The 23,872-nt window shown below is 70.7% G+C and carries 17 protein-coding genes and 2 pseudogenes; 8 read left to right on the top strand and 11 right to left on the bottom strand.

Annotated elements, in window-relative coordinates:
• Positions 1-925, bottom strand: a pseudogene (locus AB0M47_RS20835) (hypothetical protein); the annotation flags it as partial.
• Between the two features lie 262 nt (positions 926-1,187).
• Between AB0M47_RS20835 and AB0M47_RS20830 the strand changes: the two are divergent.
• The gene (locus tag AB0M47_RS20830) at positions 1,188-1,520 is read left to right on the top strand and encodes a hypothetical protein (protein ID WP_363416005.1); all 333 of its coding nucleotides are present in this window, start codon (positions 1,188-1,190) and stop codon (positions 1,518-1,520) included.
• A 279-nt stretch (positions 1,521-1,799) separates the two neighbouring features.
• Here AB0M47_RS20830 and AB0M47_RS20825 read toward each other — a convergent pair whose 3' ends face one another.
• Positions 1,800-3,158, bottom strand: coding sequence for a replication-associated recombination protein A (locus tag AB0M47_RS20825; protein ID WP_363416013.1), 1,359 nt, complete (start codon positions 3,156-3,158; stop codon positions 1,800-1,802).
• A gap of 156 nt (positions 3,159-3,314) precedes the next feature.
• Positions 3,315-4,529 carry an acyltransferase gene (locus AB0M47_RS20820; protein WP_363416002.1) on the bottom strand — a complete coding sequence of 405 codons (1,215 nt, stop codon included), beginning with the start codon at positions 4,527-4,529 and terminating at the stop codon, positions 3,315-3,317.
• Between the two features lie 120 nt (positions 4,530-4,649).
• Here AB0M47_RS20820 and AB0M47_RS20815 point away from each other — a divergent pair.
• Together AB0M47_RS20815 and AB0M47_RS20810 are read left to right on the top strand one after the other, a co-directional pair.
• Positions 4,650-5,027: pseudogene (locus AB0M47_RS20815) on the top strand (hotdog domain-containing protein); the annotation flags it as partial.
• A 191-nt stretch (positions 5,028-5,218) separates the two neighbouring features.
• Entirely contained in the window at positions 5,219-6,094 is an 876-nt protein-coding gene (locus tag AB0M47_RS20810) for an MBL fold metallo-hydrolase (RefSeq protein WP_363416000.1), read from the top strand.
• Positions 6,095-6,198: 104 nt separating this feature from the next.
• Here AB0M47_RS20810 and AB0M47_RS20805 read toward each other — a convergent pair whose 3' ends face one another.
• Both AB0M47_RS20805 and asnB read right to left on the bottom strand, forming a co-directional pair.
• Entirely contained in the window at positions 6,199-7,143 is a 945-nt protein-coding gene (locus AB0M47_RS20805; protein ID WP_363416010.1) for a PfkB family carbohydrate kinase, read from the bottom strand.
• A gap of 6 nt (positions 7,144-7,149) precedes the next feature.
• Positions 7,150-9,093 carry an asparagine synthase (glutamine-hydrolyzing) gene (gene asnB, locus AB0M47_RS20800; RefSeq protein WP_363415997.1) on the bottom strand — a complete coding sequence of 648 codons (1,944 nt, stop codon included), beginning with the start codon at positions 9,091-9,093 and terminating at the stop codon, positions 7,150-7,152.
• 133 nt (positions 9,094-9,226) lie between these two features.
• Here asnB and AB0M47_RS20795 point away from each other — a divergent pair, with 133 nt between their 5' ends.
• Positions 9,227-10,720 carry an aminopeptidase P family protein gene (locus tag AB0M47_RS20795; protein ID WP_363415994.1) on the top strand — a complete coding sequence of 498 codons (1,494 nt, stop codon included), beginning with the start codon at positions 9,227-9,229 and terminating at the stop codon, positions 10,718-10,720.
• Between the two features lie 75 nt (positions 10,721-10,795).
• Positions 10,796-10,918: a hypothetical protein gene (locus AB0M47_RS20790; protein ID WP_363415991.1), complete on the top strand. Its 123-nt coding sequence runs from the start codon at positions 10,796-10,798 to the stop codon at positions 10,916-10,918.
• A gap of 180 nt (positions 10,919-11,098) precedes the next feature.
• On the opposite strand, the gene pulA is transcribed toward AB0M47_RS20790, so the two are convergent.
• The 5 genes from pulA to AB0M47_RS20765 form a co-directional block, all read right to left on the bottom strand.
• Positions 11,099-16,711 carry a pullulanase-type alpha-1,6-glucosidase gene (pulA, locus tag AB0M47_RS20785; protein ID WP_363415988.1) on the bottom strand — a complete coding sequence of 1,871 codons (5,613 nt, stop codon included), beginning with the start codon at positions 16,709-16,711 and terminating at the stop codon, positions 11,099-11,101.
• 174 nt (positions 16,712-16,885) lie between these two features.
• On the bottom strand, positions 16,886-17,176 hold the full coding sequence (locus AB0M47_RS20780; protein WP_253762182.1) for a hypothetical protein: 291 nt from the start codon (positions 17,174-17,176) through the stop codon (positions 16,886-16,888).
• 41 nt (positions 17,177-17,217) lie between these two features.
• Positions 17,218-18,045 carry a phosphoribosylaminoimidazolesuccinocarboxamide synthase gene (locus AB0M47_RS20775; protein ID WP_363415985.1) on the bottom strand — a complete coding sequence of 276 codons (828 nt, stop codon included), beginning with the start codon at positions 18,043-18,045 and terminating at the stop codon, positions 17,218-17,220.
• A 10-nt stretch (positions 18,046-18,055) separates the two neighbouring features.
• Entirely contained in the window at positions 18,056-18,928 is an 873-nt protein-coding gene (gene mmuM / locus AB0M47_RS20770; protein WP_363415982.1) for a homocysteine S-methyltransferase, read from the bottom strand.
• On the bottom strand, positions 18,925-19,536 hold the full coding sequence (locus AB0M47_RS20765) for a PadR family transcriptional regulator (RefSeq protein ID WP_363415980.1): 612 nt from the start codon (positions 19,534-19,536) through the stop codon (positions 18,925-18,927). Before AB0M47_RS20765 ends, mmuM begins: the two co-directional genes overlap by 4 nt.
• A 55-nt stretch (positions 19,537-19,591) precedes the next feature.
• Here AB0M47_RS20765 and AB0M47_RS20760 point away from each other — a divergent pair, with 55 nt between their 5' ends.
• A complete protein-coding gene (locus tag AB0M47_RS20760; protein WP_363415978.1) occupies positions 19,592-20,779 on the top strand; it encodes an FAD-dependent monooxygenase in 1,188 nt (395 codons plus the stop codon).
• Positions 20,780-20,820: 41 nt separating this feature from the next.
• Here AB0M47_RS20760 and AB0M47_RS20755 read toward each other — a convergent pair whose 3' ends face one another.
• Complete coding sequence (locus AB0M47_RS20755) at positions 20,821-21,705, bottom strand: septum formation family protein (RefSeq protein ID WP_363415975.1); 885 nt, start codon at positions 21,703-21,705, stop codon at positions 20,821-20,823.
• 95 nt (positions 21,706-21,800) lie between these two features.
• Between AB0M47_RS20755 and AB0M47_RS20750 the strand changes: the two genes are divergently transcribed.
• Both AB0M47_RS20750 and AB0M47_RS20745 read left to right on the top strand, forming a co-directional pair.
• Entirely contained in the window at positions 21,801-23,387 is a 1,587-nt protein-coding gene (locus AB0M47_RS20750) for a gamma-glutamyltransferase family protein (protein ID WP_363415972.1), read from the top strand.
• Between the two features lie 313 nt (positions 23,388-23,700).
• A complete protein-coding gene (locus AB0M47_RS20745) occupies positions 23,701-23,850 on the top strand; it encodes a hypothetical protein (protein WP_363415969.1) in 150 nt (49 codons plus the stop codon).
• The last annotated feature ends 22 nt before the right edge of the window (positions 23,851-23,872 follow it).

Below are 23,872 nucleotides of genomic sequence, written 5' to 3'. Positions count from 1 at the left end.
GGAGCAACGGGGCTCCCGGGCCCACCAGCGGGTACGCCACCACGCCCCGGAGCAACGGGGCTACCAAGTCCACCACCAGCACCAGGACGACCGGGTCCGCCGGGCTCGCCGTCGCGCGGCCCACCGGGTACGCCACCACGCCCCGGAGCAACGGGGCTACCAAGTCCACCACCAGCACCGGGACCACCCGGAGCACCACCGCGACCAGGTCCACCGGGCTCACCGTCACGGAGACCACGCGGCCCACCAGGTCCACCGGGCTCTGCGTCGCGCGGCCCACGCGGCCCACCGGGCACGCCACCACGACCGGGAGCGACCGGACTACCAAGACCGCCACCAGCACCGGGACCACCGGGACCGGCCGGAGCACCGCCGCGACCGGCGACCGGCGGAGGCGGGTTGCCGGGCGGAGAGCCCAGTCCGCCACCGGGGCCGGAAGTGGGACGGCCGCCGGGCGTACCGGCGGCGGGGCCGCCTCGACCGGGAGCCCCGGGCGCGCCGGGGCCGGCTCCGCGACCGCCGGGCTCGCCGTCGCGGGGACGCTCCGCCCCGCGCGGCCCACCCGGTACGCCACCACGACCCGGTGCGGCCGGACCGGCCGGACCGACACCCGGCGCCGCCGGGCTGCTGGATACCGGGCCGCCTCGCCCGCTCGGGGGCTCCGCGGGACCGGAAGCGTCGCGGCGACCCAGCGGCACGAAACGGTCGCCGAGTGCGCCGGATCGGCGACCGGGCGGCGGTGCACCGGCTGCGCCCTGCGGTCCGTCAGCGGGCGGCTCGGCGCGTACGCCGGAAGTCGACAGTGGACCGGACGGGGGCGCCGGAGGCTCGTCGCGCCGATGGCCGGTCCGAGGCGGTTCCGCCGGCTCTGCGGCCCGACGGCGGCCACCGCCGAACGTCGGTTCGTCCACCGGTTCGTCGGCACGGCGTCGACCCGCCGGCGGCGGAGGTGAAGAAGGAGGAGGAGTGTCCTCGGCCCGCCGACGGCCGGCCGGGGGCGGTGGGGGGTCTTCGGCGCGTCGGCGCCCACCGGCCATGACGTCGCCGGACGGCTCGTCGCCCCGGCGGAAGCCACCGGTCGGCTCGTCGGCCCGCCGTCGTCCGGCCATCACGTCGCCGGACGGCTCGTCCCCGCGACGGCGGCCTCCGCCGAAGGTCGGCTCACCAGGCGGTTCGTCGTCGCGGCGATGCCCGCCGGACACCGGTTCCTCGGCGCGTCGGCGACCGGCCATCACATCGCCGGAGGGCTCCTCGCCACGCCGTCGACCGGCCATCACATCGCCGGACGGCTCGTCCCCGCGCCGGCGGCCCCCGCCGAAGGTCGGCTCACCGGCGTCATCGTCGGCTCGACGGCGTCCGCCGCCGAAGGTGGGCTCGCCGCCCGGCTCGTCAGCGCGGCGCCGACCGGCCGGCGGAGGCGGCGGCGTGTCCTCGGTCCGGCGACGGGCGATCGGAGATCCGGGCATCGCCTGGGCCGGGCCGCTGGGGGCGGGGCCGGTCGGCGGCGGTCCGGCGGGTGACGGTCCGGTGGCGGGCGGTGCGGCGGGCGGCGATCCAGCGGCGCCGGGACCCGACTCGCCCCGCAACGCGGCCCACCGGGAGTCGCCGGAGCCGCCGCGGGTCTTCTCGCCTGGGCCGCCGGGCGTGCCGCCTGGGCCGATGTCGGCCTTCGCCTCCTTGGCGTGCCGCAGGTCGTCGAGCCAGCCGGTCTCCTCCTGGGGCACCTCCTGCGGCTCGCCACCGCCGCGGCCTTTGCGACGGCCTCGGCCGTCGTCGGGTCGCTCCGCGTCGCGCGCCATCTACCGACCCTCCCCCTTCTCCGGTTCTCGGTCAGCTGAGGTCTGGCCCGGTTCGGCACCCGAACCGGCATTCGCGCCATTGTGCCGGTCGGACGGCGGCACCGGGACACCGCGTACCACCGAACGGAGTTTGGGCAGCCGGGCGGCGACGGCACGCTCCGCGCCGTGGTCGGTCGGCTCGTAGTAATCGGTCCGGGCGATCGCGTCCGGGGCGTATTGCTGGGTCACCACACCCCGGGGATCGTCGTGCGGATAGCGGTAGCCGGCTCCGTGCCCGAGCCCGGCCGCCCCGCGATAGTGGGCGTCGCGCAGGTGCTTCGGCACGCTGCCCGCCTGGCCCGCGCGTACGTCGGCCATCGCCTTGCCGATCGCGGTGGTGGCCGAGTTCGACTTCGGCGCGGTGGCCAGGTGGATCACCGCCTGCGACAGGTTGAGCGTCACCTCCGGCAGACCGACGTATTCCACCGCGTTGGCGGCGGCGGTCGCCACCATCAGCGCCGTCGGATCGGCCATCCCGACGTCCTCGGAGGCGAAGATGACCATGCGCCGGGCGATGAACCGGGCGTCCTCCCCCGCGACGAGCATCCGGGCCAGATAGTGCAGCGCGGCGTCGACGTCCGAGCCACGCATGCTCTTGATGAACGCGCTCACCACGTCGTAGTGCTCGTCGCCGGCCCGGTCGTAGCGCAGGGCCGCGGTGTCCACCGCCTTCTCGGCGATGGCCAGGTCGATCTCGGTCACGCCGAGTTCCGCGGCCGACCCAGCGGCCGCTTCCAGCGCCGTCAGCGCCTTACGGACGTCACCGCCTGCGAGGCGTACCAGATGATCTTCGGCATCGGACGCGAGCGTGACGGCCCCGCCCAGACCGCGCTCGTCGGTGGTCGCGCGCCGCACCAGGCCGCGGACGCCGTCGTCGTCCAAGGGCTTGAGCGTGAGCAGTACGCAGCGGGACAGCAGCGGCGAGATGACCGAGAAGTAGGGGTTCTCCGTGGTGGCGGCGAGCAGCGTGATCGTGCGGTCCTCGACCGCCGCGAGCAGCGAGTCCTGCTGTGCCTTGGAGAAGCGGTGCACCTCGTCGAGGAACAGGACGGTGGCCGGCCCACCCCGGCGACGGCGGGCGCGCGCGGCGTCGATCTCGGCCCGCACGTCCTTGACTCCGGCGGTCAGCGCGGACATGGCGACGAAGTGGCGCTCGCTCGCCCGCGCGACGAGGTGCGCGATCGTGGTCTTGCCGCTGCCGGGCGGGCCCCAGAGGATCACCGACATCGGAGCGCCGCCGCCCACGAGCCGGCGCAGCGGGGCCCCGGCCGCCAGCAGATGACCTTGTCCCACCAGCTCGTCGACGCTCGCCGGCCGCATCCGGACGGCCAGCGGCGCGTCCGGGCCGGGCTCGGCGAAACCGGCGTCAGGGCCGCCGAAGCCGGGCGTCGTGGGGATGGCGAAGAGGCCGTCCATCTCCGCGGGCTGGGATTCCATCGGCAGAAGGATACTCCCCGTAACCGACGTTCCTCGCGCTCAGCGAGCGGTGCGCATCGCTACCAGGGAGGACGCGGCGGCCCGCTTGAGCCAGGCCGCGACCGGTCGCTCGATGTAACGATGCACCAGCCAGGCCAGCCCCAGCAGCCCGGCGACTAGGGCGATCAGGATCAGCCAGCCGGGGACGTGCCCGCGCAGTCCGCCGATCACGGTCACGCCCAGCGACTGATGCAGCAGATAGAGCGGATAGGTCAGCGCCCCCGCGGTGACCAGCCAGGGCCAGCTGATCCGGCTGCCGAAGCCGGCCGCGATCAGGCTCATCAGCGCGAAGAAGCCGGTGACGATCAGGGCGGCGGGAATCCACTCGTCGGGTCCGTGCTCACCGAGCGCGGCGGTGACATGGGAGTCCACCCGGTAGAGGGCGATCAGCCAGCTCGCGGTCACGATGCCCCAGAGCAGCGGCGTCCCGCCGAACCGGTGGACCAGGAACAACGCCATGCCCGCCACGAAGTACGGCACGTTCTCGGCCGAGATCAGCCAGGCCAGCCACGGCTGCCCGGAGACGAAGACCGAGACGGCCAGCCAGATGACGCAGAAGTAGACGACCCGGCGGTAGGTCACGCCGAGCGCCACCACGATCGCGAAGAGCAGATAGAACCGCAGCTCCACGGCGAGGGTCCAGTACGACGGGTCCACATCGGCGACACCCAGCGGGTTCTGGAGCATCGTCAGGTTCGCCGCCGTCTGCGGCCAGGTCACCTCCCGCGTGCCGAACAGCGCCAGCACTGCCGCCGAGGCCAGCACGGCCAGCCAGTACGCGGGATAGAGGCGCATGACGCGGGACGCCGCGAAGTCGCCGACCCGCCGACCCCAGCTGCTCAGGCAGATGACGAAGCCGGAGATGAGGAAGAACAGCTCGACGCCGAGCCAGCCGTACTTGGCTACCGCCGCGAACGGCCCGAAGTCGCGTACGCCGGCCTCGGCCCAGCCGGCGGTCGGCGCGGCGATCAGATGCCAGGCCACCACGGCCAGCGCGGCCAGCAGCCGCAGTCCGTCCAGGACCCGCAGCCGGGGCTTGTTCGCAGGTCGGCGATCTTCCGGGGAGCTGTCCGCCGGCGCTTCCGGCCGAGCCGGTAGCGTCTGCCGAACGGAAGCGGAGACTTGTCGCGCTTCAGGTATAGCTTCGCGTGTTTCGGGTGTCGCTTGTGCCGGAGGCGCGGCGTGCGCCGGGGGTGCCATCTCCTGCGACCGCATCGTGCCGAGCATAGGCGAATCTCCTCAGTCGGTCATATCGGAGTCGCCCACCTTCCCCCGCGAATGTGGGAATTGTGCGGGAGAGTGGCCCGAGTCGGCTTCGTTGCCTAGAGTGAGCGCATGGAGCACTCCCTGGCCGCCGGACTGACCGCCCAGGTGCAGCTTCGCGTCTCGGACGCCGACACCGCGCAGGCCCTCGGCTCCGGCGACGTGCCGGTGCTCGGCACGCCGCGGGTGCTGGCCCTGGCGGAAGCGGCCACCGTCGCCGCGACCGCGCGGCACATGCCGTCCGACGCGACGACCGTCGGCGTACGCGCCGAGCTGGATCACCGTTCGCCGACCGCGGTGGGCCGCACCGTCGTCGCCCAAGCCCTGCTGGTCAAGGTGGACGGTCGACGGCTGATCTTCGACGTCACCGTACGCGACGAGGATCTGGTCGTGGCCGACGGCCGGGTGGAGCGGATCCTGGTCGACCGGCAGCGCTTCATCGCCAAGGCGACCGACGCCCTCGACGGGCTGGCTCCCTCGTCCATCGAGGCGACGGCTTCCGGTGGGGCGGCGGCTTCCGATGGGTCGGCGGCTTCCGATGGGTCGGCGGCTTCCGGTGGGTCGGCGGCTTCCGGTGGGGCGGCGGCGTCCGGCGGGGCGGCGGCTTCCGATGGGTCGGCGGCTTCCGGTGGAGCGGCAGGATGATCACGTTCACCGAGATCGCGGACCGGGTCCTGGTCGCGGTCGAGCCGATCGTGAGCGTCAACGTGACGCTGATCGTCGGCGACGGCCAGGCACTGCTGATCGACACGCTGTCCCACGACGGCCAGGCCAAGGAACTGCTGGCCGCCGTACGCGGAATCACCGGTGACCCGCTGACCGTCGTCAACACCCACCATCACTACGACCACGCGTTCGGCAACGCCGTCGTAGCGGCTGGGACCGGTGGCGGACGGCCGCCGCAGGATGCGCCGATCTGGGCGCACGTAGAGGCCGCCGCGCTGCTGCGCGACCAGGGGCCGGTGCTTCAGCGACAGTGGTACGAGGAGATGCTGCCGCAGGATCTCGCCTTCGCCGACGCGCTCGGCCAGTGTGTGATCCGGCCGCCGGATCAGATCGTCCACAATGTGACGAGCCTGGACGTGGGCGGACGGGTCGTGGTGCTTCGGCACCTCGGGCGCGGCCATACGATCGGCGACCTCGTGGCCGAGGTGCCGGACGTGGACGTGGTCGTCGCGGGCGACCTGGTCGAGGAAGGCGCGCCGCCCGGATTCGGCGACTCCTACCCGATCTCGTGGCCGGACACGCTGGCCGCCCTGCTGACTCGGCTCGGCCCGCAGACTCAGATCGTGCCCGGTCACGGCGCGGTCGTCGGGCCGGACTTCGTCCAGGCGCAGCACAGCGAACTCAGCCAGCTCTCCTGGCTCATCCGCGAAGCCCACGGTGATGGCGGCGACCCGCTCAAGGTCGCCCGGAACACCACGCTGGCCCGGTTCGGCGAGCGGGGCCTGAAAGAGGCCCAGCTCGCGATCATCCGCGGCTACGAGGAACTAGAGCAGCCCTCGAACTCCCACTAGCCCGCCCTCGCTCACCCGCCCCGTTGGCTGCAGATAACGGTTACGCAGGCCAAAGCCAGCCGGGGAAGGCTGCATATCCCTGATCTGCGCGTTAAAGCGGGAGGTCAGAGCGGGGCTGGGACCTCGGCCAGCGACGGCATCGCGACCGCGCCGCCCGGCCGGGCCGCCACGTACGCCGCGACACGGAGCGCGAACTGCATGGCCGAGATCCAGGCGGCGTCCTCGTCCGGCAGCCCGGACGCGAGACAGTGCATGAGGGCGGCCGACACGGAGTCGCCGCAGCCGGTGGTGTCGACCACCGGTCCCGGGTGCGTACGCAGGCCGATGACCGTGTCGGTGGAGTGGATCGCACTGTCGGCCATCGCCGACGGACGCGCACCCCGGTCGGGGCGCAGCAGCACCGCCCCGCCCGCGCCCAGCGTCACCACGACCGTACGCGCGCCGAGCGACCGCAGCCACAACGCGGTCGACACCGGTGACAGGTGCGGATAGAGCAGCCGGGCGTCGGCGTCGGACAGTTTCAGCACGTCGGCCGATGCCGCGAACTCCTCCACGATCTCGCGTACGCGGTCGACGCCGGACGAGGCGAGCAGGAAGGGCCGCAGGTTCGGGTCGAAGATCCGCTGCGGGCCGGGGATCGCCCAGGCGGCCCGGGCGACGTCCAGAAACGGCGTCAACAGCGCGATCGATCCACAATAGACGACCGGCGCCGCGGCCACGACCGCCGCATCGAGCGCCGGGACCGGCAGCGAGCCGTAGAACGAGAACGACGGCTCCGCGCCCTGGAAACTCGCCACGGCGAGCGGGCTCGGTCCGGTCACCTCGGCGACCGAGGCCAGCGAGACCCCGGACGCCGACAGCAGACCGAGGATGGTGGCCGCGAACGGATCGGTGCCCACCCCCGTGACGAGCCGGGTGGGCGTGCCGAGCCGGGCCAGGCCGACGGCGACGTTGAGGGGCGCGCCGCCCACAGCCGGACGGAAACTTCCGTCCGGCTGTTCCAGGAGATCTATGAGCGCTTCACCGAGTACGACCGCCGAGGGGGGCATCACGGCTCAGGAGACCATGGACCCGACGACCGGCTTGGTGAGCAGTGCCGACTGGTTCCGGGCGATCCCGGGATCGAGGGTGCGGTCCACGAAGATGGCGTGCCAGATGCAGAAGACCAGCACGGTCCAGATCTTGCGCGAGTGGTCGGCGGTGCCCGCCTTGTGCTCCTGGAGCAGCTTGTCGGCGTACGCCAGATCGAGCAGCTGGCCCGCGCCGGAGCTGGCCATGACATGCCGCGCCCACTCGTACATCTCGCCCGCCAGCCACACGCGGGTGGGCACCGGGAAGCCCAGCTTCTTCCGGCTGACGATGGCCGGCGGCACCACCTGCTGAAGGGCCTGGCGCATCGCGAACTTGGTCTGCTCGGACCGCGGCGGCAGCTTCAGGTCGACCGGGATGATCGAGGCCACGTTGAAGACCTCCTTGTCCAGGAACGGCACCCGCAGTTCGAGCGAGTGCGCCATGGACATGCGGTCGGCCTTGACGAGGATGTCGCCGCGCAGCCAGGTGTAGAGGTCGACGTACTGCATCGTGGTCACGTCGTCGAGGTCGGGGACCTCGGCGTAGATCGGCGCGGTGACGTCGGTGTAGCGCACCGACGGGTCGTACCGGCGCAGCAGCTTCTGCTTCTCGGCCTCGTTGAACATCCGGGCGTTGCCGTAGTAGCGGGCCTCGATCGGGGTCGTGCCGCGCTCCAGGAAGCTCTTGCCCTTGACGCCCTGCGGGATGACCTTGGAGACCGCGCGCAGACCCTTCTGCAGCGGGTCGGGCAGGTCGTTGACCATCGCCAGGGACAGCGGCTCCCGGTAGATCGTGTAACCGCCGAAGAACTCGTCGGCGCCCTCACCGGACAGGACGACCGTGACGTGCTCGGCGGCCTTCTTCGCGACGAAGTAGAGCGGCACGAGCGCGGGGTCGGCGACCGGGTCGTCCAGGTGCCAGACGATCTTCGGCAGCGCCTCCATCATCTCGGCCGGCCCGATCTTGGTCGGGATGGTGGTGACGTCGAGGTGGCGGGCCGAGTCCTGGGCGACGTCGATCTCGGAGTAACCGTCGACGTCGTAGCCGACCGTGAAGGTCAGGATGTTCGGGTTGAACTCCCGGGCCAGCGCCACCACCGCGGTCGAGTCGATGCCGCTGGACAGGAACGCGCCGACCGGCACGTCCGAGCGCATGTGCATGCGTACGCTCTCCCGCAGCGTCTCGCGGATCCGCGCGTAGAGGGCCTCGGGGTTGTCGGTCGGGGTGGGCCGGAAGGTCGGCTGGTAGTAGCGCCGGGTACGCACGCCCTCGGCGGCCGACCACGACAGGCACTCGCCCGAGCCGATCCGCGCGATGCCCTTGTGCAGGGTGCGAGGCTCCGGCACGTATTGCAGGGTCAGGTAGTGCGACAGGTTGGCCGTGTCGACCCCGCTGTCGCCGGCCTCGGCCGACGGGGCGAACGGCATCAGCGCCTTCTTCTCGCTGGCCAGGTAGAGCCCGTCCGGGGTGGTCAGGTAGTGCATCGGCTTGATGCCGAACGGGTCGCGGGCGCCGAACGCACGCCGCTCCTGCCGGTCCCAGATGACGAAGGCGAACATGCCCCGCAGCTTGTCGAGGACCGCCTCGCCCCAGTAGTGGAAGCCCGCGACGACCGCCTCGCCGTCGCCGTTGGTGGCGAACTCGGCGCCGAACTCCCGGGCCAGCTCCTCGCGCAGCTCCAGGTAGTTGTAGATCTCACCGTTGAAGGTCAGGACATAACGGCCGTTGAGGTAAGGGATGGGCTCATGGGAGAGCGCCACATCGATGATCGACAGCCGCTTGTGGGCGAAGATCGCGTCCGCGCCGACCAGTTCCAGGCCGGTCTCGTCGGGGCCCCGGTGATGCAGGCACTCGAGCGCCCCGGCCAGGGACTGCTCGTGCCGGTACGCGTCGCCGGTGGCGCTGAAGAAGGCAAGGATCCCGCACATGGCCACCATCTTGTCACGCGGATGATCGCGCGCGGGCCAACCCCCGGGGCGAGACATCCGGTCGGCGATTATGCGGTGTTCATGATCCGGGTAGGGTCGAGGCCAGGTGAACACCACAGGGAGGTACATCACCATGACCGAGGCCGACCAGGCCACCCCGGAAGCCGCCGACACCGAGGCAGGCAACGGGAAGACCAAGACCCAGCAGACCCACGACCCGGCGTACCCGGAGAAGTTCCTCGAGTTCATGCGTACCGGATGGCGGGACGCGGAGCTTGCGGTGACCGGGACCGACGGGGCGCCGAACTATGCCGCCCGCCGCGCGCGGCTGGCCGCCGCGTTCCCGGGCGAGACGCTCGTGATCCCGAGCGGCCACGAGAAGGTCCGGGCCAACGACACCGGATACAACTACCGGCCGGGCAGCGACTTCTTCTACCTCACGGGCGAGTTCGACCCGGAGAGCGTGCTGGTCGTCCGCCCCGACGGCGAGGCCACGCTGTTCGTCCGGCCGCGCTCGCCGCGCGACACCGACGAGTTCTTCAAGGACCGGATGTACGGCGAGCTGTGGATCGGCCGCCGGCACACGCTGGCCGAGAAGGAAGCCGAACTCGGGGTCAAGACGGCGAACCTGGCCGACCTGCCCGAGGTGCTGGCCGGGCTGACCGCCAAGGGCACCCGCGTGCTGCGCGGTTTCGACCCGGGCGTCGACGCCGGCGTACTGCCGTGGAGCACGGCCGACCTCGACCGGGACCAGGAGCTGGCTTGGACGATCTCCGAGCACAAGCTGGTCAAGGAGGCGTGGGAGATCGCACAGCTGCAAGACGCCATCGACGCGACCGTGCGCGGCTTCGAGGACGTCGCGCGCATCCTGCCCGCCGACCGGGCGGTGTCCGAGCGGCTCATCGAGGGCGTGTTCGGGCTGCGTGCCCGGCACGACGGCAACGACGTCGGCTACTCGTCGATCGTCGGCAACGGCGCTCACGCCACGATCCTGCACTGGATCCGCAACGACGGGCGTACGCGGCCGGGCGATCTGCTGCTCATGGACATGGGCGTGGAGAACCGCAACCTCTACACCGCCGACGTGACCCGGACGGTGCCGGTGAGCGGCCAGTTCACCCCGTTGCAGAAGCAGGTCTACGACGTGGTGTACGCCTCGCAGCAGGCCGGCATGGACTTCATCAAGCCGGGCGTGAAGTTCGAGGACGTGCACACCACGTGCATGCGAGTGCTCGCCGAGGGCCTGCACGACCTGGGCATCCTGCCCGTGTCGGTGGAGGAGGCGATGGACAAGGACTCGATGCTCTACCGCCGGTGGACGCTGCACGGCTTCGGCCACATGCTCGGCATCGACGTGCACGACTGCGCCAACGCCCGCAAGGAGCACTACAACAAGGGCGAGCTGAACGAGGGCTACGTGCTGACGGTCGAACCCGGGCTGTACTTCCAGACCGAGGACGAACTGGTGCCCGAGGAGCTGCGCGGCGTCGGCGTACGCATCGAGGACGACGTCCTGGTGACCGCCGAGGGCTGCGTCAACCTGTCCGCCGGGCTGCCCCGGACCAGCGCCGAGGTCGAGACCTGGCTGGCCGAGCAGCGTGAGGCCGGGCCGCGCCTGCCCGCCTGACGAACCACGACAAGGGAGTACGCGTACCTCCCTGCGCGAACTTCTTTCGCAAACGCCCTCCACACCATCGATGAAGTGCCTAGGCTCAACCCGAAGGCACTCAAGGTGTGGGGGGTGTTTCGCGTGTTCATCGGACTGTTCGTGGGTCTGGGCCATCTGCTGCAGATCGGCCCGGTGTGGATCCACATCGGCGGATAAACACTGACCGCCGCCCGCCGCCGTGACGTCAGGTCTCCGGCGGCGGTCGGCTGTCCGGCATCGCGCTGGACTTGGCGCTGGATCAGGGATCCAAGTCGAATCTTCGGCCAAGATTCGACCCAGAACCCTGATCCAGCGCCCAAAAGCCCAGCGCCCAAAAGCCCAGCGCCGAAAAAGCGATCAGGAGACGAAGACCGTCACCGACCGCGCTGGAACCGTGAAGGACGAGCCGGAGGCGGCGGCCGAGCGAAGCGAGGCGTCCGCCGAGCCCGCGAGGACGGGGTGCAACGAGTAGGCCCCCGTCAGCCCCGGCACCGACTGCGTCACCGATTCCGCCGTACTGTTGAAGATCACCACATACCGCCCAAACCCGCCGGCCAGTCCGCGCGCGTCGAGGGACATGACGATCACGCCAGGATGCGCGGCGGACGTCCCCGACACCGGGAATGCGACCCGCGACTGCACCGCCGCGGCCGAGGTCAGGCTGAACACCGGCGACGAGGCACGGATCCGCAACAGTTCGGCGTACCGGGCCGAGGCCAGGTTGATCACGTCGCAGTTCGGCACCAGCGCGGGATCTGCCAGCAGCGGGCGGGCGTACGACCAGCGCGACGAGTTGTCCGCCGCCGGCGGCAGTCCCCGGCCGAACCCGTTGCCCGCCGAGCAGTCCCATTCGATCGAGTTGAACCAGTCGCCGGAGTTGTAGGAGTTCTTGTCCAGCGACTTGGACCGCAGCCGATCGGATCCGAAGGTCACGAACCCGGTCCCCTGCGAGAACACCACGGTGGACAGGGCCAGAACCTGCATCCGCGCCCGATCCACCGCCGAGGTGGACCGGGGCAGCTTGTACGCCAGCGCGTCGTACAGGATCTCGTTGTCGTGGGCGTCCACGTAGGTGACCGCCTCCGACGGCGAAGCGGTGTACCCGGCTGGCGAGCCGTTGTAGTCGACCTGATCGCCGCGTACGACCGCACCCGACGACGACCGGAACTCGTACGCGGCCAGGTTTCCCGCCAGCCCCAGCTGGATCAGATCCTGCGCGTGCGCCAAGGCAGCCGGGTCGGTGAGGCCGGAGGCGAAGCCCTGGATTCCGGGGTCGGCGTCGAACGGGCCGCCACCGCGTACGGCGTCTCGCAGCCGGTCGGTGAACGTGCCGACACCGGTTCCGGCCATGTTCCGCTGGGTCGCCTGGACGAACCGGGCGTTGTTCGCGACCTCCCCGAAGTCCCAGCCCTCGCCGTAGAGCAGGATCGACTTGCCGTCCACGCCGTCGCGAGCCGCTGTCAGCGCGTCGAGAGCCTTGCGTACGGCCAGGATGTTGGCGCGGGGATGGTGTCCCATGAGGTCGAACCGGAATCCATCCACCTTGTACTCACGCGCCCAGGTGACGACCGAGTCCACCACGAGCTTGCCCATCATGGCGTGTTCCGGGGCGGTGTTGGCGCAGCAGGTGGAGTTCGCCACCGTGCCGTCGTCGAGCAGCCGCTGGTAGTAGCCGGGCACGAGCTGATCCAGGATCGACCCGGGCGCGACGCCCGCGGCCGACGTGTGGTTGTAGACGACGTCGGCCACCACACGCAGCCCCGCGTTGTTGACGCCCTGCACCATCTGCCGGTACTCCAGCGTCCGGTTCGCCGGCGACACGGCGTACCCGCCTTCGGGAACGGTGTAGTGCAGCGGGTCGTAGCCCCAGTTGTAGCCGTCGGTGTCGCGTACCGCCGCCACGCAGGCCTGCTGCTGATCGGAGTCCGGCGGCAGCGACGCCAGGTCGCAGGCGGGCGTCGCCTGGGCCGACCGCTCCTCGGGGGTGGTGGCGAAGTCGAACGTCGGCAGCAGATGCAGATGGGTCACCCCCGCCGCCGACAGCGACCGCAGTTGCGTCATCCCCGCCGACGAGCCGGTGAACGCCCGATACGTGCCCCGGTCGGCGGCCGCGACGGTCGTGTCGGCGATCGAGAAGTCGCGTACCGAGACCTCCTGGATCTGCGGCCGCCCGGTCACCGCGGGCTTGCGCAGCGAGTCCCAACCGGCCGGCTTCGACGACGCGTCGTCCAGCGAGACGATCTGGCTCGCGGTCGAGTTCACCGCCAGCGCCAGCGAGTAGGGATCGGTCACGCTCGCGGTGACGAAGGTGTGCGTGGCGGGCTGCCACGCCGTGACCCGGAATCGGTAGAACTTCCCCTTCCAGGCCGTCGGCCCGGTCGCCCGCCAGATGCCCGTCGCGTCGTCCCGCTTCATCGTGACCAGGGTGGGCGTACTGGTCGGCGTCGACATCAGTTCCAGCTGGACGTTGCGAGCCGTGGGTGCCCAGACCGAGATCCGCGTCTGGTCCCGCGTCACGACCGGGCCAAGCTTCGCGCTGGTCGCGGCGGCGTACACGTCGTCCAGGACGCCCGGCGCCTGCACGCCGGTCGCCGACAACAGGTTGCCCTCGTGGTCGCTCTCGGTCACGACCAGCTGCGCGGTGAGCGCGGCCTTGACCTTCTTCAGCTCCGCGCTCAGTCCGAAGGAGTGGTACGCCCAAAGGTGTGGCCAGGCAGCGCGTTGCGCCTCGGTGAGCCCGTCGGCCCGAGCGCTCAACCGGATCGTGGTGTAGTCGCCGGTCAGGTGCCCGTCGGCCACGCCGAGTCCGCCGTTCGGGGCGATGACGAGGTCGTAGACCTTGCCGTCGGTGTCGCCCTTGTTCCAGGCGATGGTGGTGCGGTCGATCCACTGCGCGTAGCTGTGCCCGAGGTCGATGTCCTTGGGCGCGCTCTTGACCCCCGGCCGCAGATAGCCGGGCGTCTGCTGCTGGAACCACACTTCGTTGCCGCTGGTGGCGAAGGTGAGCTTCTGGTCGGCCGGAAGATCCTTCTCGTCGCCGTTGTGCACGATGTAGCTCAACGCGGTGGCCCCGTCGGCCAACGGCACCCGCCAGTACGCCCCGTACGCGTCCGTGCCGGTGGGCGGCATCGGTGTGCCCCAGTCGGTCGGGGTGGCCGCGCCGTCCCAGAGGTGCAGTCCCCAGCCCGCGTAGTCGCCGTTCGTCCGCCGGTAGTGCAGCACCGCCACGTGGGAGGCGGCCGCCTCGGAGGCGTACACGGTGGCGTCGCCGCTGGTCACGAAGGCGTCGGCGCCCTGCGTCGGGTCGACCGACTGGTCCGGCCCCGGGTCCTTGGTATCTCCGTTGTGGACGATGAAGTTGACGACCTTGGCCGGGTCGGTCAACGGCACGTTCCAGTACGCCCCGAAGGAGTCCGTCCCGATGGGCGGCATCGGGTTGGCCCAGTCGACGGAGATGCCGAGCCCGTCGCCCCACAGGTGCAGGCCCCAGCCGGCGTAGTTCCCGTCGGCACGGTGGTATCGGATCGTCTGGTAGCCGAGCGCGGCCGCCGGGGAGGAGTAGATCGTGGCGTCGCCCTGCTTGAGCCAGACCTCGCCGACCCGGCTGGGATCGAGGCTGCGGTCGGCGTCGACATCCTTGACGCCTTGGGAGTTCACGACGAGGAAGCCGACGTTGGTCGCGCCCGGTTTCACCTTGACCCAGGCCCACCGGCCGTAGGAGTCCTCACCGGCGAACGGCTGCCCGACCGGCCAACCATGCTGCGACGACGGGTCGGAGTCGCCCCAGTTGTAGAGCCCCCAGTCGGCGTAATCGCCGTCCGTACGCCGATAGTGCACCAGGACGTACTCGCGTTGCGCGCCTTGGACCGGGGTCGCCACGGTGACCTGAGTGGTGTCGGTCGCCTTCACTCCCCCACTGTCCACGATCGCCTTGTACGCGATCGGCGTCGTCCCGCCCAGCCCGGTCAGGTCGTGGTAGACCGTGTACCGGCCGTCGGCGTCCGGCTGCGTCGCGGTGCCCAGCGCCTGCCAGCGACCGCCGGCGACCTGCGCGGAGAAGCTGACCGTCGCGGTCGGCGACGCGTTGCCGACGGTCGCGCTGACCTTGGCGATGGTGGGGACCTTCGCGCCGTCGCCGGGCGAGCTGATGGTGATCGTCGGAGTGCCGGCGGCCGCCGTCACGGGCTGCCGCGCCTGCAGGACCACCGACGACAGCGGCGGGATGGTGACGGTGACCTTGCCGTCGGCGTCGGACGCCGGGCCGTCGCCCAGACTCGGGTAGAGCCGGCCGAACCGCGTACCGGGCGCCGAGGAGGTCGTCAGGGTCACGGTCTGCGCCTGCGTCGAGGAGTTCAGCGCGACGAGGTACTCCACCTGCTCACCGGCGTCGACCCGGCTGAACGCGAAGACTCCGCCACCCGCGTAGCGGACTTTCTGCGTACCAGTCGCCAACGCGGGATGTGCCGCGCGGAGGCGGCTGAGGGCCGCGATGGTCTGGTAGAGCGGGTGCGTGGTCTCGTAGTTGTCCACGGCGTGGGTGCGATCGGTGCCGAGCAGGTCGTCGTCGAGGTAGTCGGTGGTCTTGCTCGCGAACATGTCCTGACGGGCGTCCTTGTCGCCGCCGGGGCCGGTGAAGCCCTGCTCGTCACCGGAGTAGACGACCGGCTGGCCGCGGGTGAGGAACATCAGCTCGTGGGCGAGCTTGTCGCGGTCGAGATAGGTCGCCGCGTCCACACTGGATTTGCTGATGAAGGAGCCGATCCGGCCCATGTCGTGGTTGCCGAGGAAGGTCGGCAGCGCGTTCGCGTCCGTGCCGGGCGCGGTGTAGTACGGGTCCATCGTGTAGAGGTCGGCCAGGCCCTGGCCGCTGCCGCCGGTGACGAAGCCCTGCGCGGCGGCCTGGAAGCCGAAGTCGAGGGTGGCGGGCAGCTTGCCCTGACGCACGAAGGTCGACGCGTACGCCGCGTCGGCGCTGTAGACCTCGCCGAACATGAAGAAGCCCGGCTTGCCGTGGTCTTTCGCGTAGCTCGTGACGCCCTGACTGAACTGGGGCCAGAACGCCATGTCGACGTGCTTGACGGTGTCGAGCCGGAAGCCGTCGATGCCGGTCGTGCCGATCCAGTCCTGGTAGATCTTCGTCATCCCGGAGACGACCTCGGGCCGTTCGGTCCACAGGTCGTCCAGCCCATAGAAGTCCCCGTACGCCGAGTTCTCGCCGGCGAACGTCGAGTTGCCCCGGTTGTGGTACATCGCGGGATCGTTGAGCCAGGCCGGTTTCTTCACCGTCCGGTCGGCGGCGGTCGGGAAGACCGGGGTGTACGCCCCGGCCGTCCCGTCGGTCTTCGGGAAGCCCTGGGTGCCGTCGGCGTAGTTCGCGTCCTCGAAGGACCGGCCCTGCGTGTCGGTGTAGGGGCTGGTCTTCTTGTCCACGTAGTCGTACTTGTTCTCGGCGTACTGGAGGACGTCGGCGGTGTGGTTGACGATCACGTCGAGGTAGATCTTCATCCCCCGGTCGTGCGCCTTGCCGACGAGCCGCTTGAGGTCGGCGTTGGTGCCGAAGTGCGGGTCCACCTGGGTGAAGTCGGTGATCCAGTAGCCGTGGTACCCGGCGCTCATGTCGGCCCCGGTCCCTTGGACGGGACGGTTCTTGAACACCGGCGCGAGCCAGATCGAGGTCGTGCCGAGACCCTGGATGTAGTCCAGCTTGTCGATCACGCCCTGCAGGTCGCCGCCGTGATAGAAGCCCTTGTCCGCCGGGTCGTAGCCGGTCTTCGTCCGGTCGCCGGCGTAGCCGCCCTTGTCGTTGGACTTGTCGCCGTTGGCGAACCGGTCGGGGAGGACGAAGTAGAACTGCTCGGCCCGCTTGGGCGCCCGTGGCGGCTCCGGTTGCGGCGCGGCCTGGGCGGCCACCGGTGGGACGACGATCATGGGGAGGATCAGGGCGAGCGGCAGCAACCTGCGGAGATTCATCGCGTACCTCGGGGGCTCGGTGGCACACATCACTGCGAAGCGTCCGCCGCAACATACGCGTTACTGAAAGCTCACCGCAAGACTTGCTCTTTCACAGCAGATGGGCCTGCAAGATCTTGCACCTCTTGCAGGCCCAGTGGATCAGTTGTGGATCTATGGTGGATCGATGGCGGGTCAGCGAACCTGGGACTCCCACGTCCCGTCGATCCAGGTCGGCTCGCCGTCGAGCATGGGCGCCATCACCGTGCGCCACCATTCGTCCTGCTTGGGATCGTCGGCAAGGGCGACGTACTGCTCCTTGCTCTCGAACTGAACGGCCATCACGATCGTCTGGCCGTCGTCAGCGCGCAGCAGATCGCCACGCACGTAGCCCTGTACCTTGCGCTCGGTGTCCCACTTCTCTTCGGCGCGGACCACCTCGTCGTAGGGAACCTTGAGTTTCCCGATCATCACGGTGCCGTACATGACTCCCATTGTCCGCCGATCCCCGCACCGGCGCGGCGGAGTCACCAAGTACGGCCGGTGAGCCTCTCGTACGCCGCGACGTACCGCGCGCGCGTCCGGTCGACGATCTCGGCCGGCACCTCCGGCCCGGGGGCGGCCTTGTTCCAGCCGAGGCCCACGGCCCAGTCGCGGAGCGGCTGCTTGTCGAAGCTGTCCTGCACCTTGCCCGGCAGATAGTCCTCGGCCGGCCAGAAACGCGACGAGTCCGGCGTGAGCACCTCGTCGCCGAGGACGAGCTGGCTGTCGGCGTCCCAGCCCAGTTCGATCTTGGTATCGGCGATGAGGATCCCGCGCTCCGCGGCGACCTCCGCCCCCCGCCGGTAGATCGCGAGCGTGATGTCGCGCAACTGCTCCGCGGTGGCCGCGCCGACGGTGGTGATCACCTCGGCGAACGTCATGGGCTCGTCGTGCGCCCCCATCGCGGCCTTGGTCGACGGGGTGAAGATCGGCTCGGCGAGCTGGGAGCTCTCGACCAGTCCGGCCGGCAGCTCGATGCCGGACACGACCCCGGTCGCCTCGTAGTCGCGCAGACCCGACCCGGTCAGGTAGCCCCGGGCCACGCACTCGACCGGGACCATCTTCAGGCGGCGGCAGCGGATCGCCCGCCCGGCCCACTCGGCCGGCACGTCCTGCGAGATCACGTGGTTCGGGACCAGGTCGGCGAGCTGCTCGAACCACCACAGCGACAGCTGCGTCAGGATCGCGCCCTTGTCCGGGATCGGCGTCGGCAGCACGACGTCGAAGACCGACATCCGATCGGAGGCGACGAGGATCAGGTCCTCGCCGTCGGCGTACACGTCTCTGACCTTGCCCGAGTGCAGCAGCTCCACGGAGATGATCCTACGGTCGGGCCAGTTCGGCGATGTCCGCGGGCGTGACCCGGCAACAGCCGCCCAGCCAGTCCGCCTCCCAGGCCGGAGCCTCGGCCAGCCACGCCCCGGCCGTCCCGGCCCAGGACCGCTCGGCCGCGTCCCAAACTTCGCCGCTGTTCGGGTACGCGATGAGCGGCTTGCCGCTCACCACGCGCGCGGTCGCCAGGGCGAGCCCGACGTCGGCCGGATCGCAGCAGTTCACGCCGACGGCCACGATCGCGTCGACGCCGTGTACGAGGGCGAAGGCGTCGGCGAGGGGCTGACCGGCGCGGGTGGTGTCCCCGGCGACGGTGTAGGAGAGCCAAGCCGGTACGCCCAGCCCGTCGAGCGCGATCAGCAGCGCCTCGGCCTCGACCAGGTCGGGCACGGTTTCGAGGGCGAACAGGTCGGGGCCGGCCGCCGCCAGCACCTCCAGCCGGGGCCGGTGGAACCGGACGAGGTCGGCCACGCTGAGCCCGTAGTTCCCGCGGTACTCCGAACCGTCGGCGAGCATCGCGCCGTACGGGCCGACCGAGGCCGCCACCAGGGCGTCGATCCCCGTCTCCTGATTCGCCCGGCGGGCCAGGGTGACGCTGCGGGTCAGCAGCCGCTCGGTCTCGGCCCGGTCGATGCCGCTGCGGGCGAAGCCGTCGAAAGTGGCCTGATAGCTGGCGGTGGTGCTGACGGTCGCCCCGGCCTGAAGGAAGGCGGCGTGGGCGGCGACGATCGCGTCGGGCTCGTCCCGCAGCAGCCGGGCCGACCAGAGGTGATCGCTGAGGTCGTGCCCGTTCGCCGCCAACTCCGTCGACAGGCCGCCGTCGATGATCCGCGTGGGCTGCGCGGCCGCCTGCGGCCCGGTCATGCGGGGGCTCCTTCGAACTTCGCGGCGATCTCGGCCAGCCATTCGCGGTTCCAGGTCAGCTCGCCGTCGGCCAGATCCTTGATCATCGTACGCACGAAGCCCAGCTCGGCGGTGGTGACGGCGTGGGCGTACTCGTCCTCGACGACGAACAGCCGCGGCAGGCCCATCTCCTGGCTGCGCTGGAGGCCGTCGGCGTACTGGTCGAGGCGGCTCTGCAGGATCTCGGCGCGCTTTTCCAGCTGCTCCCGGGCGTCGTCCGGGTCGAGGATCGCGATGAAGGCCAGGGCCGCCGGAAACTCGGGGAACTCCCGGGCCGGGGTGGCGAGCATCGATCGCAGCCAGGCCGTTTGAGTGTCCCGGCCGGTCTCGGTCAGCTCGTACACCGTGCGTTCGGGCCGGCCGGAGTCCCGGGCGGTGTGCCGCACCTGCACGTAGCCGTCCCGGACCAGCCGCTCGATCGCCTGGTAGACGCTGTTGCGCTGGGCGACGTTGACGACCTCGTCCTTGCGCCGACCCTTGATCTTCTGCTGCATGCCGTACGCGTGCATGGGCTCCTCGGCCAGCAGGGACAAGATCACCATCGCCAGCGGGGAGCGCCGTTCTGCCATGGATCACATCGTACGACCTTGACCGCCCGATAGTCATTCCATGTATAGTTATCTCATGACTACGCCAAGCACCGCAGCGATCATCGGCGGCGGCGTCGCCGGACCCGTCACCGCCATGGCCTTGCGCCGGGCCGGCATCGAGGCCACCGTCTTCGAGGCGTACGCCCACGGCGCGGAGGGCGTCGGCTCGTTCCTCACGGTGGCGGTCAACGGCCAGCGCGCCCTGCGGGAACTGGATCTGCTGGACCTGGTCCAGCAGCACGGTTTCGACTGCCCGCGCTTCGAGTTCGTGTCCGGCAAGGGCAAGCCGCTGGGCGGTTTCCCGGCCGCGCCCAACGGCCGATCCGACGGCCTGACCAGCCGTACGCTGCGCCGGACCGACCTCTACGAGGCGTTGCGCGACGAGGCCCTGCGGCGCGGCGTGACCGTCGAATACGGCAAGCGCCTCGTCGACGCCGAGCGCGGCGGCGATGGGGTCACCGCGGTGTTCGCCGACGGCACCCGGTTCACCGCCGACATCCTCGTCGGCGCCGACGGCCTGCTGTCGCGTACGCGAGAGCTGATCGACGCGGCCGCGCCGAAGCCGCGCTACGTGCCGCTGCTGAACACCGGCGGATTCACTCGGACGGCGGTGCCCGGCGAGCCCGGCACGATGGTGATGTACTTCGGGCGCGACGCCTTCTTCTGCCACATGCTCGCCCCGGACGGCGTCGTCTGGTGGTTCGCCAACATCCCGCAGGTACGCGAGCTGAGCCCGGCCGAACTGGCGGCGATCACGCCCCAGCAGTGGCGGCGGCGGCTGATCGAGACCTTCGCCGTCGACGCGACCCCGGCGCGAGCCGTCGTCGAGGCGACCGAGCAGATCGCCCAACCGTGGAACACCTACGACTTCCCGAGCGTGCCGACCTGGCACGACGACCGGATGGTGCTCGTCGGCGACGCCGCGCACGCCGCGTCGCCGACCTCCGGGCAGGGGGCGTCGCTGGCGATCGAGGACGCCCTGGTGCTGGCCAAGTCGCTGCGGGACGCGCCCGACGCGGCTACGGCGTTCTCGGCGTACGAGCGGGAACGCCGGGGCCGGGTCGAACGCGTCGTCGCCGAGGCGAAGAAACTCAGCGCGGACAAGATGCCCGGCCCGGTCGGCCGGCTCATCCGGGACGCCGTGCTGCCGCTCGTCTTCGCCAAGCGCGCCAAGTCAGGCGGCGACGACTGGCTGCTGACCCACGAGATCCACTGGGCATGACAAAGGCGCCGGCCGCGGCCGGCGCCTTTGTCATGCGAACGTCAGGACCACTTCGGCACGGTGGTCTTCTTGCCCTTGGCCGAACCGCTCATCTTCGACTTGCCCAGCCAGAGGAAGCAGCGGACGTTGTTGTTGCCGGCCGCCCAGTACTTCTTCGAGGTGGCCCAGGCGATCTCGCTGTAGCTCTTGTCGAACTGGCTGCCCGAGATGCCCATGTACGCCGCCGCGACCTCGTCGCACTTCTCGTGCAGGACGTCCCAGCCCGCGTCGGTGGTCGGGTACGCCACCCCCGCGGCCGGCTCGAACGAGCCGACGTACTCGCTGTTGTGCGACGAGCTGCACTCCACCTCGGCCATCTTCAGGTCGCCGCCGCTCTCGGTCGCGGTGAAGCAACCCAGCGGCAGCTTGTCGACGCCCTCCTTGATGGCCGCCGTCCGCGCCTTGGTCTCGGCGTTCTCCAGGTCGGCCAGCTCGATGACGTCGCAGGCGAACCAGTGCGCGCCGCCCTTCCAGGCCGCGCTGGACGGGGTCACGAGCTTCAGCTCCACCCGCAGGTCCCGCCAGTCCTGGCCGAGCACCTTGTCGGCCTGCTCCTCGCAGGTGTTGAAGGCGTCCGCCGCGTCCTTGGAGTCCGTCTCCGGCGGCGTCGAGGCGCTCGCGGCGGAGCCGCTGAACTCGCCGACGTAGACCGTCTCGGTCTCGTGACTCTTCGTGCAGTCGACCACCGCGAACTCGGTCGCCTTCGCCGAGGCGTCGGTCTCCCGGGCGTGACAGCCGAGGTCGGGAACGAAGCTCTTCGGCGCGGGCAGTGCCGACCAGTCGTTGGCCAGATCGCCGTCGGTGCCGGTCAACGCACTACAGCCGGACATTCCCAGCCCAGCCGCCAGCACGAGCGCGATGGTCGCGATCCCACGCTTGTGTCTCATGAAAGGGCCCCTCCCCAGGTCGTCCTCTGCTGGGCAGTCTAGGTCAGCCGCGCACCCACCCCACCCGCGCCCCAGAAAGGTGGAGGATAGGGGTCGTGCGCACCCCTGTCTACGCCCCGAACGGAGTGGTCGCGACCAGCCAGCCGCTGGCGGCTCAGGCCGGAGTGGCCATGCTGCGGGAGGGCGGCACCGCTGTCGACGCCGCCGTCGCCGCGGCCATCACGCTCGCCGTCGTGCAGCCCGGCTCCAACGATCTCGGCGGCGACCTGTTCGCCCTCGTCTGGGACGGCCGGCAACTGCACGGCCTCAACGCCTCCGGCCGGTCCCCCGCCGCGCTGACCCAGGAGCTGATGGCGGCCTCGGCGCTGCCGCCCACCGCCGCGCTCGGCGGCGCGCAGGCGGCCGCGGCCACCGCTCCCCCGGCCCGGGGATGGCTGCCGGTCACCGTTCCCGGCGCACCGGCCGGGTGGGCGGATCTGCACGCGCGATTCGGCCGGCTGCCGTTCGAGCGGCTTTTCGACGACGCCATCCGGTACGCCGAAGGCGGCTTCCCGGTCTCGCCGGCCACTGCCCGGAACTGGGCCGCTGCGGTAGGCGTACACGCTGGGCTGTCGGATGAGGCGTGTGCGCACTGGGCGCGGACGTTCACCCTCGACGGCCGGGCGCCCGCCGCGGGTGAGCGGTTCGCGAATCCGAACGCGGGACGGGCCTTGCGGTTGATCTCCGGATCGCACGCGCGGGACTTCTACCACGGCGAGGTGGCCGCGGCCATGGTGCGGCACGCCTGGAACACGGCGGGCCTGCTCACGGGCGACGACCTGGCCGGCCACGAGTCGACCTGGGTCGAGCCGATGAGCGCGCGCTATCACGGTTACGAGGTGCACGAGCTGCCCCCCAACGGGCAGGGTGTGGCCGCGCTTCAGGCCTTCGCGCTGCTCGACGGGCTGCCCGGCGTCCCCGGTACGCATCAGCAGATCGAGGCGATGAAGCTGGGTTTCGCCGACGCGCACGCCTACGTCGCGGACCCGTTGTTCGGCACCCCGCCCGACCTGCTGGATCCGTCCTACCTAGACAGTCGCCGTACGCTGATCGGCGAGCGGGCGGCCGATCCCCCGCCCGGCGACCCGATGCGCGGCGGCACGGTGTACCTGGCGACCGCCGACGCGAGCGGCATGATGGTGTCGCTCATCCAGTCGAGCTACATGGGGTTCGGCTCGTTCGTCACCATCCCCGAGTACGGCTTCGGCCTGCAGAACCGGGGCGCGGGCTTCAGCCTCGACCCGGCCCACCCGAACGTGGCGGCCGGGGGCAAACGCCCGTTCCACACCATCATCCCGGGCTTCCTGAGCCGCGACGGCGTACCGGTCGGGCCGTTCGGCGTGATGGGCGGGCACATGCAGCCGCAAGGTCACCTGCAACTCGTGACCGCCACGGTGGACGGCGGCCTGGACCCGCAGGCGGCACTGGCCCAGCCCCGGTGGTACTGGACCAGCGGGCTCGACGTGGTGGTCGAGCCGTCGTTCGACCGGGCGATCCTGGCCGACCTGTCGGCGCGCGGGCACCGGATCAGCGTCGCCACCGAGGTGAGCACCTTCGGGATGGGCCAAGCCATCTGGCGTACGCCCCACGGCTATGTCGCCGGATCCGAACCCCGGGCGGACGGCCAAGCCGCCCCCTGCTGATCCGCCCGTTCCGCCTCTCGGCGCGGCCGCGTGGTGATCTAGGCGCGAAATGGCGGCCCTGGCGACCATTTCGCGCCTAGATCACCATGCGCACCATGATCTTGAACAGAAAACGTCGTCATAGCGACGGCAACCGTTCAAGATCGCCAACGTCACCGAAGCGCGCCAAGGCTGCGCCGCAAGATTGCACGCGAGTTGTCGCGATGTTGCGTACGAATATCTAAGTATTGCGTTCTCGTGTCGCCCGCTGGCATGATGGCCCGGCGGCCGGGCGTCGCCGCATCCCTGTCCACATTCGACACAAGGGAGCGCCATGACGGTCACACGCAGGCAGATTCTGGCCACCGCGGCGGCAGGAACCGCGGCAGCGGCGGCCGCCGCGATCGAGCTGCCCGGGGCGGCGGCCGCGGCCAGCCCGCCCGGCGACGTCGTCGGCAAGATCACGGTCGGCTACCAGGGCTGATTCGCCGCGGCCGGGGACGGTT

It is taken from the genome of Hamadaea sp. NPDC051192, assembly GCF_040682475.1.
GTDB lineage: Bacteria > Actinomycetota > Actinomycetes > Mycobacteriales > Micromonosporaceae > Hamadaea > Hamadaea flava.
The sequence above is the reverse complement of the archived record's forward strand: the minus strand, read 5'-3'. Positions and strand labels throughout refer to the sequence as shown.